Annotated in this window: 15 protein-coding genes; 6 read left to right on the top strand and 9 right to left on the bottom strand. The window is 67.1% G+C overall.

The annotated features are described in order from the left end of the window. The first annotated feature begins 13 nt into the window (after positions 1–13). The 4 genes from KYT87_RS19445 to bamC all read left to right on the top strand — a co-directional run bounded on the left by KYT87_RS19445 (position 14) and on the right by bamC (position 3,495). Positions 14–640 carry an L-threonylcarbamoyladenylate synthase gene (locus KYT87_RS19445; RefSeq protein WP_046805958.1) on the top strand — a complete coding sequence of 209 codons (627 nt, stop codon included), beginning with the start codon at positions 14–16 and terminating at the stop codon, positions 638–640. A 72-nt stretch (positions 641–712) separates the two neighbouring features. Then, positions 713–1,360, top strand: a complete 648-nt coding sequence (locus KYT87_RS19440; protein WP_046805957.1) for a site-2 protease family protein — start codon at positions 713–715, stop codon at positions 1,358–1,360. 87 nt (positions 1,361–1,447) lie between these two features. After that, positions 1,448–2,353: a 4-hydroxy-tetrahydrodipicolinate synthase gene (dapA, locus tag KYT87_RS19435; RefSeq protein ID WP_046805956.1), complete on the top strand. Its 906-nt coding sequence runs from the start codon at positions 1,448–1,450 to the stop codon at positions 2,351–2,353. Positions 2,354–2,370: 17 nt separating this feature from the next. Next, complete coding sequence (gene bamC, locus KYT87_RS19430) at positions 2,371–3,495, top strand: outer membrane protein assembly factor BamC (RefSeq protein WP_046805955.1); 1,125 nt, start codon at positions 2,371–2,373, stop codon at positions 3,493–3,495. 251 nt (positions 3,496–3,746) lie between these two features. Here the strand turns inward: bamC and KYT87_RS19425 are convergent, their stop codons facing one another. From KYT87_RS19425 to mutS, 3 genes are all read right to left on the bottom strand, one after another. Further along, positions 3,747–3,968 (bottom strand): endopeptidase, encoded by a 222-nt coding sequence (locus KYT87_RS19425; protein ID WP_082134552.1) that lies wholly within the window; start codon positions 3,966–3,968, stop codon positions 3,747–3,749. A 217-nt stretch (positions 3,969–4,185) separates the two neighbouring features. Then, the gene (locus tag KYT87_RS19420) at positions 4,186–5,379 is read right to left on the bottom strand and encodes a cupin domain-containing protein (protein ID WP_219990614.1); all 1,194 of its coding nucleotides are present in this window, start codon (positions 5,377–5,379) and stop codon (positions 4,186–4,188) included. After that, a complete protein-coding gene (mutS, locus tag KYT87_RS19415) occupies positions 5,376–8,030 on the bottom strand; it encodes a DNA mismatch repair protein MutS (RefSeq protein WP_255593312.1) in 2,655 nt (884 codons plus the stop codon). Before mutS ends, KYT87_RS19420 begins: the two co-directional genes overlap by 4 nt. Before the next feature lie 195 nt (positions 8,031–8,225). Between mutS and KYT87_RS19410 the strand changes: the two genes are divergently transcribed. Continuing rightward, entirely contained in the window at positions 8,226–9,131 is a 906-nt protein-coding gene (locus KYT87_RS19410) for an aldose 1-epimerase (protein WP_219992730.1), read from the top strand. Positions 9,132–9,199: 68 nt separating this feature from the next. Further along, positions 9,200–9,556, top strand: a complete 357-nt coding sequence (locus tag KYT87_RS19405) for a hypothetical protein (protein ID WP_219990613.1) — start codon at positions 9,200–9,202, stop codon at positions 9,554–9,556. Between the two features lie 19 nt (positions 9,557–9,575). Here KYT87_RS19405 and KYT87_RS19400 read toward each other — a convergent pair whose 3' ends face one another. The 6 genes from KYT87_RS19400 to KYT87_RS19370 are packed head-to-tail and all read right to left on the bottom strand — an operon-like array spanning position 9,576 to position 16,936. Next, entirely contained in the window at positions 9,576–10,337 is a 762-nt protein-coding gene (locus KYT87_RS19400; RefSeq protein ID WP_219990612.1) for a carboxymuconolactone decarboxylase family protein, read from the bottom strand. Next, positions 10,325–11,725, bottom strand: coding sequence for an SDR family NAD(P)-dependent oxidoreductase (locus tag KYT87_RS19395; RefSeq protein WP_255593311.1), 1,401 nt, complete (start codon positions 11,723–11,725; stop codon positions 10,325–10,327). Before KYT87_RS19395 ends, KYT87_RS19400 begins: the two co-directional genes overlap by 13 nt. Then, entirely contained in the window at positions 11,725–12,483 is a 759-nt protein-coding gene (locus KYT87_RS19385; RefSeq protein ID WP_219990611.1) for an SDR family NAD(P)-dependent oxidoreductase, read from the bottom strand. The genes KYT87_RS19395 and KYT87_RS19385 overlap by 1 nt, the downstream gene beginning before the upstream one ends. Positions 12,484–12,492: 9 nt before the next feature. Beyond that, entirely contained in the window at positions 12,493–13,437 is a 945-nt protein-coding gene (locus KYT87_RS19380; protein ID WP_219990610.1) for an acyl-CoA dehydrogenase family protein, read from the bottom strand. Beyond that, the gene (locus KYT87_RS19375; protein ID WP_219990609.1) at positions 13,434–14,639 is read right to left on the bottom strand and encodes an acyl-CoA dehydrogenase family protein; all 1,206 of its coding nucleotides are present in this window, start codon (positions 14,637–14,639) and stop codon (positions 13,434–13,436) included. The genes KYT87_RS19380 and KYT87_RS19375 overlap by 4 nt, the downstream gene beginning before the upstream one ends. Beyond that, positions 14,618–16,936 (bottom strand): acetate--CoA ligase family protein, encoded by a 2,319-nt coding sequence (locus tag KYT87_RS19370; protein WP_370638721.1) that lies wholly within the window; start codon positions 16,934–16,936, stop codon positions 14,618–14,620. The genes KYT87_RS19375 and KYT87_RS19370 overlap by 22 nt, the downstream gene beginning before the upstream one ends. Between the last annotated feature and the right edge of the window lies 1 nt (position 16,937).

The raw sequence follows: 16,937 nt of genomic DNA, 5'->3' as shown, positions 1-16,937 counted from the left end.
TTAGGATAAACCCATGGCTCTGTATTTATCTATTCATCCTGCGAATCCTCAACCTCGCCTGCTCAAGCAGGCAGCCCAATGGCTGAACGATGGGGGCCTTGTGGCCGTACCCACCGATTCCAGCTACGCCGTTGTCGCACGGCTGGACGACAAGGACGCCGCGGACGGCTTGCGCCGGCTACGCGGTCTGGACGAAAGACATCACCTGACTTTGCTGTGCCGCGACCTGGCTGAAATCGGCCATTTCGCGCGCGTCGACAACAAGCAATATCGCTTGCTGAAGGCCGCCACGCCGGGTCCGTGGACCTTCATTCTGGAAGCCACCAAGGAAGTGCCGCGACGCGTCTCGCATCCGTCGCGCAAGACGATCGGCATACGCGTGCCCGATCACGCCGTGATGCTTGGCCTGCTCGAGCAAGTCGGCGCGCCGCTGTTGTCCACCACGTTGATCCCCAAGGACGAAACCGAGGCCCTGAACGACGCCGAGGCCATTCGCGAACGCTACGACCATCAGCTGGCCGCCATCATCGACGCCGGCGCGTGCGCGCAGTCCCCCACCACCGTCATTGACCTCACCAGCGACGATCCCGTCGTGGTGCGCGTGGGCCGCGGCGACCCGGCCACGCTTGGCCTTGCCTGATTCCCCTTTTACTGTTTTGCCCTTGCGTGCCGGCCCCCGCCGGCACGCGGCTCATCTACAATCCGGTTCGCCATGAACGACATCATCCAAACCATTGCGGTCTACGCGATACCGGTCATTTTCGCCATCACGCTGCACGAGGCCGCGCACGGCTACGTGGCTCGCATGTTCGGCGACCCCACGGCCTATGAAGCCGGCCGTGTCAGCCTGAATCCCGCCCGGCACATCGATCCGATCGGCACGCTGCTGGTGCCGATGGCAATTCTTCTGGCGTCCAAACTGCTGGGCAGCCCCGGCATGTTGTTCGGCTGGGCCAAGCCCGTGCCGGTGGATTTCGGGCGTCTGCGCCGCCCCAAGCGCGACATGCTCTGGGTGGCGCTGGCCGGTCCCGCCGCCAACCTTTTCATGGCGATTTTGTGGGCCTTTTCGCTGCGGCTGATGCTGGAATCCGGCATGCAGGAATCGTTCTGGTTCCAGATGGGCGTGGCGGGCGTGAACATCAACCTGGTGCTGATGGCGCTGAACCTGCTGCCCATCCTGCCGCTGGATGGGGGACGTATCCTGTTCAGCCTGCTGCCGAACCGTCTGGCCTGGCAATACTCAAAAATAGAGCCGTATGGGCTGGTCATCGTGATCGTCCTGCTGGTCACGGATGTGCTGTGGCTTTTGATGCGCCCGGTGTATGAACTTGGAACGACTATCGTCCAGTGGTTTCTGTAGGATTTCATCCAATATCCGTTAAACTCAGCGGTTTCTTTGATTCTGGCCCTGGGGCATCCTGCCGCGGGGCGTTGGAGCCCTACATTTATGGCATCCCCTGCATCCGCCGCAGGCGTTAATTTCCAGGGCAGCTTGGTGGCCCTGGTCACTCCCATGCAGCCCGACGGCAGCCTGGACTACGCTGCCTACCGGTCATTGATCGACTGGCACGTCCAGGAAGGAACCGACGCACTCGTGGTGGTGGGCACCACCGGGGAGTCGCCCACGGTTTCCATGGAAGAACACGCGGAGCTGATTCGCGTAGCGGTGGAACATGCCGCGGGCCGCATCCCGGTCATCGCCGGCGTGGGCGCCAACTCCACCGACGAAGCCATCCACCTGACCAACCACGCCAAGGCCGTGGGCGCGCAGGCCGGCCTGTCGGTCGTTCCTTACTACAACAAGCCCTCGCAAGAGGGCTTGTACCGTCACTTCCGCGCGATCGCGGAAGCCGTCGACCTGCCGACCATCCTGTACAACGTGCCCGGCCGCACCGTGGCCGACATGACCAATGAAACGGTCCTGCGCCTGGCGCAGGTGCCCGGCATCATCGGCATCAAGGACGCCACCGGCGACATCGCGCGCGGCGGCCTGCTGCTGCGTGAAGCGCCGGACACGTTCCAGGTTTTCAGCGGCGACGACCCCACTGCCGCCGCCCTGATCCTGCTGGGCGCGCGCGGCAATATCTCCGTGACCGCCAACGTGGCGCCCAAGCTCATGCGCGACCTCTGTGCCGCCGCATTGGCGGGCGACGTGCCCAAGGTGCGTGAACTTAATGCCTATCTGGCGCGTCTGAACAAGGCTTTGTTTGTTGAAGCCAATCCCATCCCCGTCAAGTGGGCGCTGGCCGAAATGGGCCGCAGCGCACTGGGCTACCGGCTTCCGCTGGTTGAACTGGGTACGCAGAACCACGAAGTCGTGCGTCGCGCGCTCCAGGAAACGGGTCTGCTCTAAATATCGTGAGGATACGTATGAACAAACGTCATGCCGGTTTGTCGGCATTGATGTCTCTGGTGTTATTGGCCGGCTGCAGCGAGGTCAATCAATTCCTGGGCAATGAAGAATCCGTCAACTACAAGAGCGCCGTCACCCAGCGTGGAGAGCCTCTGAGCATCCCGCCGGATCTGACTCAGGCCAACAGCGACCCGCGTTATCGCGCGCCCGCTTCGGGCTCGACGACGTACTCGCAGTTTCAGCAGCAGGGCCAGGCGCAAGCCACCGCGCCCAAGACCAGCAACGTGTTGCCCGGCCGCCAGGACATGCGTGTCGAACGCGACGGCGACCTGCGCTGGCTCGTCGTTGATCGCGCGCCGGAAGACGTCTTTCCGCGTCTGGTCGACTTCTGGACCGAAAACGGCTTCACCGTGGCCAGCAACAACCCGTCGGCCGGCCTGATCGAAACCGACTGGGCGGAAAACCGCGCCAAGATTCCGGAAAGCTGGTTGCGCCAGGCATTGGGCGCCGTGCTGGAATCGGCCTGGGATAGCGGCGAACGTGAAAAATTCCGTACCCGCGTCGAACGCGTGAACGGCCACACCGAGGTCTACGTCAGCCATCGCCAGATGCTTGAAAAGCGCGTCGGTTCCGACGGCGGCCAGGTGCAGTGGCAGAACGGCAAGGAAGACCCGGGCCTGAACGCCGCCATGCTGGCGCGCATGATGGTCTACCTGGGTTCCGACGTGGACAACGCCCGCAAGCTGGTGCAGCAGGCCGAAGCCTCGCCGCAAAAGCCGGCCGTGCAGGAAGACGTCCGTTCCCAAGGCGCCTCGTTGCTGGTGGCTGAATCGTTCGACCGCGCTTGGCGCCGTGTCGGCGTGGCCCTGGACGGCGGCGGCTTTGCCGTCGACGACCGCGACCGCTCCACGGGCGACTACTTCGTGCGCTACGTCGATACCGACACCGGCGAAAAGAACGAGCAGCCGGGCTTCTTCAGCCGCATGTTCTCGGGCGACAAGAAGGCCGGAGCGCCGCAGTTCCGCATCCACCTGGCCGCCACGGGCGACCAGACCACGGTGACGGTGCTGGACGCCAACGGTGCGCGCGACAGCAGCGCTACCGCCCAGCGCCTGCTGAGCGTGCTGAAGGACAAGATGTAATCAGGCGATATCGGCCGGTGCCATGCGCGCCGGCCGGCAATGCCCAAGGCCCCCGGATGGGGGCCTTTTCTTTGCCGCACCGCCTTGGTTGGGGGCGGACGGGATCAGCCGATGCCATTGATCGGCAGGGCATCGTCGCTGTGCACGGCTGGCTCTTCCCACCCTGCATCGCGCCCAGACGCAAAAAAGCCCCGGCAACTTCTTGCCGGGGCTTTTTTGCGTCTTCAGAGCGGGGGTTCGTCTCTGTTTTATTAAGACGCCGGGGTGGTCGAGCCGCCCGGGGTATTCGAACCGCCGCCAGGCGTGGTGCCAGGCGAAGTCGGGGCCGGCGACGTGGCCGGAGGCGTGGTCGAGGGGGCCGGCGTGCTGGCGCCAGGGGTGGTCGCGGGCGCCGCCGGGGCATCTTCCTTCTTGTTGCAAGCGCTGAGCGCAACGGCCAGCACCGAAGCAATAATCAAGGTTTTGCTCATCATTTTTGGACTCCTGTAGATGACGACTCTTGAAACCCCCTTAGGGGAAACCAGAAGTCAGGCTACAGGAAGCTGACGCCGCAGCGCGTGTGAAAGTTAAAAAGGTCGCATCCCAACGGCAACAAACCTTTCAGCTTGGTGTTATCTCTTTCCTTATGTGTCCCCACGCATGGATCTGATTGCGTTCTGTCCGAATCCGATACGTGGGCGTGTCCGGATACTACGCCGCCACGTAATGAATCCACCCGGAGTCCAGCCAATCGGCCAGGCACGAACGGGCCTCTTCCGACAGCTTTGCGCAGGCGGAGTCGGCGCAGTCCAGGCTACGAGCGTCGGCCAGCGTACGCAGCGCGGCATCGGCGGGCGTCATGGCGGTTTCGCCGTTGATGAAAAGCTGCTTGCCGCGATACAGCATGCGGCTGCGGCGGTCCAGCACCAGGCGACCGGAGGCGGGCCAGTCTTCTTCCAGATCCACCTGCACGTCTTCGGGCGCGTCGAAGACGCTTTGGTTGTGCGGTTCGGTCAGCCAGCAACCCAGAAAGCGCGAGGCCAGCGCGTCGTCAAAACGCAGTTTTTCCACGGTTTCCAGCGTGGCCGCCACCAGCGCATCCGGCAGCGCAGCCGGGGTGTCGACGGCGGGTTGGCCCGGGTCGCGGTAGACGGCGGACAGCTTCGGGCCGGGCAGGGCGGGTTCACCATAAGGGCCGCCCAGCAAGCCCACGCGCGCCATGACCTGGTCGGCGGCGGCTTCAAGCAGCCCGCGCGCCAGGATGGCCTGCGTAGGCGCGCGAAAGCCGATCGAGATCGTCATGCAGCCATCGCCCATGGCAACGCCGTCATGCGCGGCCTGGGGCGGCAGGTACAGCATGTCGCCCGGCGCCAGCACGGCCTTTTCCTCGGGCTGGAAGTTGCTGAGGATCTTCAGCGGCAGGCCGGGTTCCAGGGACAGGTCTTTTTGCCGGCCATAGCGCCATTCGCGTTCGCCCGCCGCTTGCAGCAGGAAGACGTCGTAGCTGTCGAAGTGCGGGCCCACGCCGCCGCCATGGCTGGCGATGCTGATCATCACGTCGTCCAGGCGGGCGTCCGGAATGAAGCGGAACAAGCCCATCAGTTCGGATGCGGCGTCGCTGAGCAGGTCCACGCTTTGCACCAGCAGCGTCCAGTCGCCCTCATTGTCTTTGGGCAGGCGCGCAAAGGGGCCGTTTTCCATTTGCCATTCGCCGTTTTCGCGCCAGATCAGGCGCGATTCCACATCGTCGCGTCGCGCCAGCTTCTTGATGGCGGCGATGGTCAGCGGCGGTTGAAAGCCCGGGATGGCCTGACGAATCAGCAGCGGCTTGCGCTGCCAGTAGCGGCGCATGAAGTCGTTCGGGCTTTGGTCGCCTAACAGCGGCAGGGGTTGGTCAAGGTTCATTGAAGGTGCTTCTTCAGGCGGTAGAGGGCGTCCAGCGCTTCGCGCGGGGTGAGGCTGTCGGGGTCGATCGTGGCAAGTTCTTCGCGTAGTGCGTCCAGCGCCTCGATGGCGTCGTCGCGATCAGCCTGGGCGTAGGCGTGCGCGTCGGCGTCCGCCGCCGCTGAAAACAGGCCCAGTTGCGGCGTCGGTGCGCCTTGCGCCTCCAGCCGTTCCAGTTCGCGCGTGGCCTGGCGGATGACCGCGGCCGGCACCCCCGCGCGTTGCGCCACCTGGATACCGTAGCTGCGGCTGGCGGGGCCTTCGCGCACTTCGTGCAGGAACACGATGCCGGCCGCGGATTCGGCGGCGGCCAGGTGCACGTTGGCCGATGCCGGTTGTTCCGCCGGCAGGCGCGTCAGTTCAAAGTAGTGGGTGGCGAACAGGGTCAGTGCGCGGTTGTGCGCCAGCAGGCGGCAGGCAATGGCCCACGCCAACGCCAGGCCGTCATAGGTGGACGTGCCGCGACCGATCTCGTCCATCAGCACCAGGCTGTTGGGCGTGCTGGCCGACAGGATGGCGGCGGCCTCGGTCATTTCCATCATGAAGGTCGAGCGCCCGCCCGCCAGGTCGTCGGCCGCGCCGATGCGGGTGAAGATGCGATCGATCTTGCCGATGCGCGCGCGCGCGGCCGGCACGAAACTGCCAATGCGCGCCAACAGCACAATCAGCGCCACCTGTCGCATGTACGTCGACTTACCGCCCATGTTCGGGCCGGTGATCAGCAACATGCGACGCGCCGGGTCCAGCCGGCAACCGTTGGGTGTGAAGCGTTCAATGGCGTGTTCAACCACGGGGTGGCGGCCGGCGTCGATGTCGATGTCGGCGTTCTCGGACAGCTCGGGCGCGATCCAGTCGTGGCGGCGCGCGTGCTCGGCCAGGGCGGACAAGGAATCCAGCTCGGCCAGCGCGCCGGCGCAGTCCGACAACGGCCGCACGTGTTCGGCCAGCACGTCCAGCAATTGCTCGAACAGCCACTTTTCGCGCGCCAGCGAACGGTCTTGCGCGGACAGCACCTTGTCTTCCCACGTTTTAAGTTCGGGCGTGATGTAGCGTTCGGCGTTTTTCAGCGTCTGGCGGCGGCGGTAGTCTTCGGGCACCTTGGCGGTCTGGCCCTTGGTCACTTCAATATAGAAGCCGTGCACGCGGTTGAATTCCACGCGCAGGTTGCTGATGCCGGTGCGTTCGCGTTCGCGCGCTTCCAGTTGCAGCAGAAAATCGCCGCCGTCGGCGGCCAGGCCGCGCAGCTCGTCAAGTTCGGCATCAAACCCGGCGGCCAGCACGCCGCCGTCGCGGATGGCGACAGCCGGTTCCGGCGCAATGGCGCGCACCAGCAAAGCGGCCAGGGCGGGGTCCACGGACAGGTGCGAGATCAGTTCGCCCAGGCGCGGCGACGCTGCCATGGGTTCGACCAGGTCGCGCAGCGCGGGCAGCGATTGCAGCGCATCGCGCAGGCTGGCCAGTTCGCGGGGGCGTACCGAGCGCAGCGCCAGGCGCGCCGCGATGCGCTCGATGTCGGGAAACGCATTCAGCGCGGCGCGCAGCGATTCCAGCACACTGGCGGACCCGAAGGTCTGCTCAACATCCATGCGGCCCGCCAGCAGCGCCGAAATGGCCTGCTGGCGCGCCAGCGCCTGATCGTTTTCACGCAAGGGGTGATGCAGCCAGCGGCGCAGCAGCCGGCTGCCCATCGGCGTGCGGCAGCCGTCCAGCAGCGAGAACAGCGTGGGGGCGTCTTCGCCGGACAGCGTTTGGGTCAGTTCCAGGTTGCGGCGGGTCACCGGGTCCAGCAGCACGTACTGGCCCGGCCGTTCGGCGGACAGGCTTTGCACGTGGGCCAGCGCCTGCGATTGCGTGCGTGCCGCATAGCGCAGCAGGGCGCCGGCGGCGCAGATGCCCGCGGGCATGTCTTCGATGTCGAAGCCCGCCAGGGTGTCGGTCTTGAAGTGCGCCAGCAGATGCGCGCGCGCGCCATCGTTTTCGAAATGCCAGTCCGGCACGCGCGAGCGCGCGCCGTCGAAAGGAAAGTCGAACGCGGCGCTGTCGGCGCAGACGATCTCGGCGGGCGCTATGCGGTGCAGTTCGGATTCCAGCTGCGCGGGCGCGCATTCGGTGACGCGGAATTCGCCGCTGGCCAGGTTCAACCACGCCAAGCCGGCGCGCGGCGCGCGGGCGTTGCCGGACACGAACACGGCCGCCAGCGCGCGATCCGCCTTGGCGGGCAGCAACGCGTCATCGGTGAGTGTGCCGGGCGTGACGATGCGCACGATGCGGCGTTCGACGGGGCCCTTGGAGGCGGCCGGGTCGCCGATCTGTTCGCAGATGGCAATGGATTCGCCCATGGCCACCAGCCGCGCCAGGTATTGCTCCATGGCGTGTACGGGCAGGCCCGCCATGGGAATCGGCGTGCCGTTGGACGACCCCCGCTTGGTCAGCGTGAGGTTGAGCAGGCGCGCGCCGCGCTCGGCGTCTTCGTAGAACATCTCATAGAAGTCGCCCATGCGGTAGAAGAGCAGCAAGGGGCCGGCCTCCGCTTTCAGGCGGAGGTATTGCTGCATCATGGGGGTGTGGCCCGCGTGGGCCTCGGCGGCGGTGAGTTGTGTTGCGGAATTCATGCCCGTGATTGTATCGGGGCGAGCGGGCGCGTGCGGGGGCAAGCAGGATGGATTTGCCGCGCCCGGCCGCCGACGGCACAATCGCACGATGCGGTCTTGTGTTGGCCGCTGGAGCACCAGATGCCGGACTTGCCCTTTCCCGACCCCGCCTTTCCCGACCCCGCCTTACCCGATCCCGCCTTACCCGATCCCGCTTTGCCCGACCCGCCATTTCCTGACCCCATTAACGCGGCCGAACGCGTGACGATCTCCAGCGGGGCGCATCAGGCCGAGTTCGCGCCGGGTGGTGGCGGGCGGCTGACCCGCTTGTCCACGGGCTCGCACGACTGGATCGTGCCGCTGACCGCCACCGAATGGGCGGCCGGCAAGTGGCCCCGCGCAGGCTCATACCCGCTGGTGCCGTATTCCAATCGCATCCGCAACGGCGTGTTCACGTTCAACGGCGCGCGCCACGCGCTGCAATCCGTGCCCGGCCGGCCGCAAGCCATCCACGGCGCGGGCCTGTTTCAGCCCTGGCAGGTGCGCAATCACACGGCCGACAGCATCGACCTGGTGCTGGCCCAGCCGGCGGGCGTGTTGGGCTGGCCCTGGCCGTTCGAATGCGTTCAGCGCTACCGGCTGGACGCGCGCGGCTTGCGCCTGTCGCTCAGCGTCATCAACCAGGGCGATTCCGCCATGCCTTGCGGCCTGGGCATCCACCCGTACTTCACCGCCGAACGCGTGACACTGAACGCGCGGCGCGTGTGGCCGGCCGATGCCGACGGGTTGCCCACGGGCAGCCGGGTCAAGCATGTGCGCGAGTTGCGCTGGTCGGCCGAAGGTTGCGATACCTATCTGTCGCAATGGGAGGGGCGCGCCACGCTGCACTGGGCGGACGGGCACGAACTGGCGTTGCACGCGGACCCGGCCTTTGCCCATGTCGTGGTCTACACCGCGCCGGGATCGCAATTTCTGTGCGTGGAACCCGTCACCAATGTGGCCGACGCGTTCAACCTGGCGGCGGCCGGTGAAACCCGCACGGGGATGCAGGTGCTGGAACCGGGGGCGCGCTTTGCGGCCACGGCGCTGATGGCGCTGACGCCGCCTCGCGGCCAACGCTGAACGCCGCGCTTGGAAACGCCAGCTTCCTCCGGCGATAATCCGCCAACCCCAATCCAGGAGTCTCCTACGTGAAAAAGCTCAGCACCGAACAATTGCAGGCGGCGGCCGAAACGCTGCGCCGGGTGCAGGCCAAGCTGGCCCGTTCAGGCAGCCTGCCGCTGGAGCCCACGCTGTATGCCAGCGCAAAGGGCTTTCGCCGTAACGTGCCGGACTATCTGTGGAGCTGGTTGTCGGGGCTGCTGGCGCCGCACAAGAGCCTGGCGTCGTGGATGGACACCCATCAACCCGGTTGGCGCGACGGCAAGACGCCCGCCGCCGTGGTGTATGCCCGCACCGAGAAGGGCTGGTTCGATTGGCTGATTGCCGAACTGGAAACGGAAATCAACGATCCGCATGCCCGCGCCAAGCGGGAAGGGCAGGCCTGAGCCAGGCAGCAGGATCCGGTCAAGCCCTTGCGTCGGCCTTGCCGGGCCCGTTCCTGTTATCGGCAACCACCTTCGTGTACACCGTGGCGCCCAATGACGCGCCATGCACGGCAAGGTGGGCGCCCAGTTGAATGACTTGCAGTATCTCCGCGCGCGTCACGCCTTGCGTCAGCGCATGCGGAATCAGCGCCTGCAATGCGCCGCGGTTGCCCTCCGTGAACGCGGCGTGCAGCGCAATGCGCACCAACAAGCGTTCGGCATGGCTAAGGCCGCCTGCCGGCGCGCCGCCTTCCACAAAATCCAGCAGCACGGCCACATAACCCGGGTCCTGCGCCGCCAGTCGCAACAGGCTGGCCGCCTGATCGGGCCATAGCGCCTGGATGCGGGCGGCAAGCGGATCATCCGGCGGCAGGGCCGCCGACGGGGCGGCCTCGTCCAGCACGTCCGCCGCTTGCAGCACGGCGCCCAGGCCTTGCAACGTCACCAGGTGCAGCACGTCAAAGACGTCCGCCTCGCTGGCGCCCGCCGCAAGGGCCAGCTTCAGGTGCGTCGTCAAACCCGCTTCGTACAGGTGCGTGGGGGACGTGTCCAGCGCCACGTAGATCAGCTCGACCATGCGCGGCGTCAATGGCCCGGTGCGCGCTGGATAGCCCGCGTACTCGGCATAGGTCGACAAGAACGCGGGGTTGGCATGCAACAGCGCCTCGGTCCACGGCCGCCAGTAGCCGCGCGCGGCGATGAATCGGGCTTTGATCGCGGCGGGATCGTTCAGCGTGTGCATAGCGTTTGCCCTGTCAGGTATTGAGCTTCGGCGCCCGCGACGAAACGAAGCAGGGGGTTCAGCGCGGGGTCCGGGTTGGCGGCGTCCACTTCGACGGCGTTGATGCGGCGCGCGCGCGGCCCCCATTCACAGGCCAGCGTGGCGATCAGCATGCGCGCGGCCGCGTCGTCGCCCGCGTGTTCCCAGGCCGTAGGAGAGTTCGTATGGGAGTCCGCTTGGGAGTTCGTTTCGGAGTCCATTTGGAAATCCGGCTGGAAATGCGCCTGGGAGTCCATTTGGAAATCCGCCTGCACGGCGCGCGGCAGCAGCAGCGTCAGGCTGCCCGGCCCACTGCCGCCGCCATGGCGCTGCGCGGCCGCCAAGGTGGCCGCCAGCCGCCCGCCAGGCGAGCTGTGCAGCACAGACGTGTCGATGATGGCAGCGTAGCCGTCGCGCGTATCCGTGCTGCCCAGCCCGGGCCAGCCGCCGTGCACGGTTAACGACAAAGGCGTGTCGCAGGGCACGGCGGGGATGGCGTTGGGGGCATAGGCTTGGCTGCCGCCAAAGACAGACGACCCGCCGTCTACGGACAGGCGGCTGCCGCTTAAGCTCGCGGCGTCCCGGCTGGCCAGAAACGCCAGCGCGCAGGCCAGTTCTTCGGGCTTGGCCAGGCGCCCCAGCGGAATCTTCGCCACTGCGCGCACCGGGTCCAGGCGGCCGCTTGCGATCAGCCCGTCAACCAATTCCGTTTGCACGAAGCCGGGACACAAGACGCTGACGCCCAGGTCGGGCCGCGCGCGCGCCAGCGCTTGCGTCTGTGCGATCAGGCCGGCTTTGCTTGGGCTGTACGCGCCGCGCAGCGGAATGGCATGCAGCCCCGCGCCCGACGCCACGTTGACGATACGGGCGTGCGGCGCCAAGCGCCCCTGTAGCGCGCGCAGCAGCCGGGGCGGCGCATGCAGGTTCAGGTCCAGCAAGCGCTGCCAGTCGCGGTCATGTTGTTCGACGATGGGCAGGTTGCTGGCGTCCGTCATCCCCGCGTTGTTGATGATGGCGTTCAGCGTCGGCATGCCGTCGGCCAGCGCCAGGATCTGTTCGGGGTCCGTCAGGTCGACGACGCGGGCAAGATGTTCGACGTGGACGGTGGCGGGCGCCTGGGACTGCGGCGCGGGCCGGTCCGTGGCTCCGGTGCGCGAGGGCCTTGCGATTGGGGCGGCGATGCGGTCGGCATCGGCATCGGCATCGGCGTCCACATTCGCCTTCTTCGCCGCGTGCAACTGCGCCAGCAATTCCTCCAGCGCCTTTGCATTGCGGTCCACCAGCACGCAGCGGTGGCCTAGTCGGGCCAGATGCCAGGCCGTGGCGCGGCCGATGCCGCTGGCCGCGCCGGTCAACAGAACCGTATCCATCAAAGCGTGGTGAACGTGATGCCGCCGTCCACCACCAGCGCCTGCGCCGTGATGAAGCGCGCTTCGTCGCTGGCCAGGAACGCGATGCCGCTGGCCACGTCTTCCACCGTACCCAGCCGCCCCAGCGGCGTGCTGGCGATGCGGCGCGCGTCGCGTTCGGCGTTGCGGTTGCGCTGCGTGCCTTCCGTCGGCACCGCCGATGGGCAGACCGCATTGACGCGGATGCCGCGCCCGCCCAGCTCGGCCGCCGCCGCCCGGGTAATGCCGAGCACACCCGCCTTGATGCCCGAATACACCATCGACGCCGGCGCGGATTTCAGGGCGGCGGTGGACGCCACGTTGACGATGGCGCCGCCGCGTTCCGGGTCCATCGCCTCGGCGGCGGCCTGGATGCCCCAGATCACCGCCTTGAAGCCGATGTCCAGCATGCGGTCCATCGTGTCGGCCTGGATCTCGGCCGCGCTTTGGTAGCGCACCCACGCCGCGTTGTTGACCAGGATGTCAAAGCGCGAACCGTATTCGGCCGCCTGCCGCACGGCCTGTGCGATACCTTCGCGCGATGCCACGTTCTGCACCACCGCAAACGCCTTGCCGCCATGGGCGGTAATGTCGGCGACGGCCGCGTCCACCAGTTCCTGTTTCAAGTCGTTGATGCCCACGATGGCGCCGCGCGCCGCCAGCACGCGGGCGGTGGCGCGGCCGATGCCGGCGCCTGCGCCGGTGACGAGCGCCACGCGCCCAGCCAGATCTTGTTGCATGGTTTCTTCCTACACCGATTCAATGAAATCGCGGCCCACGGCGCGTGACACGCCGCTGAATGCCGCGTCCAGCTTGCGCACCGCGCGCAGCGCGGGGTGCAAGGGCAACTCCCAGGTAAAACCCATGCCGCCGTGCAGGTGGATGGATTTTTCAATGACGAAAGCGGCGTTGGCGACGGCGCTCGCCAACGCGGGCCGGGTGTCGCGCGGCGCACCGAATTCATCGGTGTGCATCGCGCGGCGGATCGCGGCGCTGGACACGTCTTGCAGCAAGCGCATGCGTGCCAGCAGATGGCGCACGGCCTGCTTGGCCGACAGCGGACGGCCGAATTGCACGCGGGTCGCCAAGTAGCCCGCGGTGGCTTGCAATGCCCCCTCGGCCGCGCCGTTGGCGAACTCGGCTAGCAGCAGTTGCGCGGACGCTTCCAGCGCGCGCCAGGCCTGCGCGTCAAGCCGCGCCAGCACGGGTGCGCCGGCCAGCGTCAGCCAGATCTGGGGGTGGTCGGGGTCCAGTTCCGCTTGGGGTTCTTGCGCGGCATCGCGCACGTCCAGCAGCGCCGCGCCGTCGCCATCGGCCACCAGCACCCAGTCGGCCGGGCCATGATCCACGCGCGCGCTACCTTGTTGCACGCTGCCTTGCCACGCGATGCCCGCCAGCCGCTCGCCGGCCACCAGCACAGCGGCGTGCGGGGTGCCCGCCAGCGCCTTGGACAGCAACATCTGTTCGGCCAGCGGCAAGGGCAGTTGCAGCCGGCCCGCCGCGTGCGCAATCGGCAAGGCAAATGCCAGGTCCAGGCCCAGCCCGCCGTCGGCCTCGTCCGCCATCACGCCGCACAGCCCGGCCTGCGCCAGCACGGCGGCCATCTCATGCGCGTCCGCGCGCGACAGCGCATCGGTGATGGCGGCGTCGGCGGCTTGCGCGAACTCTTCGGGACGCAGTTCTTCGCTACTCATGTCAAATCCTTGGGCAGGTTCATGACGCGCTGCGCGATCACATCCAGCTGCACTTCAGTGGTGCCCGCGTAGATCGTTTCAGCGCGCGCGAACAGGTACGCGTTGGTAAAGGCCTTGTGTGCGCGCCGCGCCAGGGGGCTGGAATGCGGCCCCACCTGCGACAGCAGCGATAGCGCCAGCCCGGCAAAAGCCTGATGGCATTCGGACCAATACAGCTTCGTCAGCGATCCGCGCGCGCCGATGGATTCGCCGCGCAACATGCGTTCCACGGTCAGTTCGACCAGCCCCTTCAAGCCATCGACCTGCGCCACCACTTCGCCCACGCGTTGTCGCACATAGCCGTCGTCCAACGATGGCGCAAGACGCGCGTCGGATTTGCACGCCGCGATCAACTGCCGCAGTTCGCATTCAAAGCGCCACGGCCGGTACATGCGATTGGTGGCGCGTTCGATGGACAGCACGCGGATGGCGGCGTTCCAGCCTTCATCCGGCGCGCCCAGACGCGCGCTATCGGGCACCACCACATCGTCGAAGAACACCTCGGCAAACGACTCCTTGCCGTCGATCGACTTGATCGGCACCACGCGGATGCCCGGGGTGTCCATCGGCACGGCAAACATCAGCAGCCCACGGTGCTTGTCGGCCACGGTGCCGGTGCGCGTCAGCAGCAGGCAGTAGTGCGCCTTGGCCGCGCCGCTGGTCCAGATTTTCTGGCCGTTGATGCGCCAATGCCCGCCTTCCGCGACCGCCTTGGTGCGCAAGCGCGCCAGGTCCGACCCGGCGTCCGGTTCGGAAAAACCCTGGCACCAGAATTGCCGCATCGTCAGGATTTCCGGCAGGAAGGCCTGCTTCTGCGCATCGTCGCCGACGGCCATGATGATGGGGCCGGCCAGTTCCTTGCCGATGGAGCTGACGCTTTCCGGCATCGGCAGCGCGCCGATTTCCTTGTTCACCGCCAGATGTTCGCGCAGCGTCAGGCCGTGGCCGCCATAGATCTTGGGCCAGGTCATGCCGGCCAGGCCGGCCTGATGCATGGCCGCTTCCCAGGCGCTACTTTCGGCCAGCGTGGGGGCGCGCCAGTCCAGGCTGTCCGCCCGCATGAAGTCCGGCAAATTCGCGCGCAGCCAATTGCGCGCGTGTTGCCGGTAGACCTCGACGCCCGAGGCAGGGTCGGGAACGATTACCTGTTGTTCGAATTGCATGCTTGTCCTTGCTGTGCGGGCTCGGCTGCGGGCCCGGCTGCGGGTGTAGAGGCACGCGTGGCGCGCGGAATCATCAGCGCGTCCAGCACCACCACGCCCTGGCCCTCGGGCCTTACCAGAATGGGGTTCATGTCGATATCGGCGATGTCATCGCGATGGCGGTAGGCAAATTCCGACAAGCGCGCCACGCTGCGTGCTGCGGCTTCCACGTCGGCCCTGGGCCGCCCACGCGCGCCGTCCAGGATCGGGAACATCTTTAATGACCGGATCATCGCCAGCGCTTCGTCTTCGGTGACGGGCGCGGTCTGTACCGCCACGTCGTTCAGCACTTCGGCATAGATGCCACCCATGCCCACCATGACAATCGGCCCGAAGACCGGGTCTTGCGACACGCCCGCGATCATTTCCGTGCCGCCGCGCAGCATCGGCACCACCAGCACGCCGTCGATGCGGGCGCCGGGCGCGTGGCGCGCCACATTGGCAAGAATGCGGGCATGAGCCTCGCGCACGGCCTGGGCGTCGGCCACATCCAACGCCACACCGCCCGCCTCGGTCTTGTGCGCCACATCCTCTGACGCGATTTTCAGCACGACGGGGTAGCCGATGCTGTCGGCGGCGCGCACGGCCGCGTCGGCATCGATGGCGATCACTTCGCGCGGCACATCGATGCCGGCTTGGCCCAGCGCCTGCTTGGCGTGGAATTCATTCTTGAAGACGACGGGGTCGATGGGGGAAGGGGCTGGGGGCGCATTGCCGATGACGGCAATCGACGCGCCGTCGGGCTCTGCAAGCGGTGTTGCCGCCGTGTAGCCCGCTCCAGCCGCACGGTCAGCGCCACCCCTCGCGCGCAACTGCCCCAGCCGTGCCAGCCCCGCCAAGCCCGTGGCCGCGGCATCAATGCTGGCGAACACGGGTATGCCCAGCGCATTGATCTGTTCGATGGCGTCCGCCGGCCCTTGGCTGATGATCATCAGCAGGCGCTGCGGATGGCTGATGCGAACCTGCGCCAGCGCTTCCAGGTAGATGCCGCGCAGCCGCGTGTTGTACAGCGACAGCGACATGAACAACACCAGCGAACTGTCGGAAGGATCTTCCAGCAAGGCGGTCAACATCTTTCCCAGGATGTCGGGCCGGCTCGACATCTGCGCCGACGCGTCGACCGGATTGCCGGTGCTGGCGGTGGGCACGGCGTCGTGGATGCGCTGTTGCGTCAGCGGCGCCAACGCGGGCAGCGTCATCCCGGCCTCGCTCATGGCGTCGGCCATCATGATGCCGAAGCCGCCCGAGGCCGCCACCAGCGTCACCGCGTCGTTGCGTGGCAAGCGGTTCGGCATCAGCATCGACGCCGCGTGGCCGACGTCGATCAACGCTTCCACCGAGCGCACGCGCAGCACGCCGTGGCGGCGGAACACAGCGTCGATGACGGCATCGGACCCGGTCAGCGCGCCGGTGTGTGACGCGGCTGCCTGCTGGCCCTTTTCAGTGGAGCCGATCTTCAACACGATGACGGGTTTGCCGCGCTGGCGCGCCAGGCGCAGCGCGCTGATTAGCTTGTCGGCATCGCGGCACGTCTCCATGCAGCACAGGATGATGTGCGTATCAGGGTCGTCGGCCAGCGCCGCGATGCCGTCGGCCACGTCCACGTCGGCTTCGTTGCCGGTCGCCATGAAGCGGCTGACGCCCATGCCGCGCCGCGCCACGCTTTGCATGGTGTGGCTACCCACGTTGCCCGACTGCGACACGATGCCCGCGTGCCCGGCCGGCGGCATGTGTTCTTCCAGCGCGATCGAGAACGAGCCGATCAGGCGGTCGGCCACGTTGACCGCGCCCAGGCAGTTCGGCCCCAGCACGCGCATGCCGTATTCCCGGGCAATGGCGACCAGCTCAGCTTGCAGTGCGGCGCCAGCAGGGCCTGCTTCCGTGAAGCCGGCCGACAGCACGATGGCGGCCTTGGTGCCGCGCGCCGCGCAGTCGCGCAACGCGGCGGGCGTGGCGGCGGCGGGCACGGCCAGGATGGCCAGCTCAGGAGCGCAAGGCGTGTCGCGCACCGAGGCGTAGGCGGGCAAGCCCTGGATGACACCGCCCTTTGGGTTGATGGGATACACGGCGCCGGCATAGCCGTGTTTAATCAGCATCTGCACGGGGCGCCCGCCGATCTTGGTGACGTCGTCCGACGCGCCCACGACGGCGATGCTGCCCGCCTTGAAAAACGGCATCAGCCCGGCGCCCGCGCGCTGGGGGCGATGTTGCTGGGGGCGATGTTGCTGCGGGCTGTGCGCTTGTGCGATCCGCGCCATG

Source organism: Achromobacter sp. ES-001 (assembly GCF_019448355.1).
GTDB lineage: Bacteria > Pseudomonadota > Gammaproteobacteria > Burkholderiales > Burkholderiaceae_B > Achromobacter > Achromobacter spanius_B.
The sequence above is the reverse complement of the archived record's forward strand: the minus strand, read 5'-3'. Positions and strand labels throughout refer to the sequence as shown.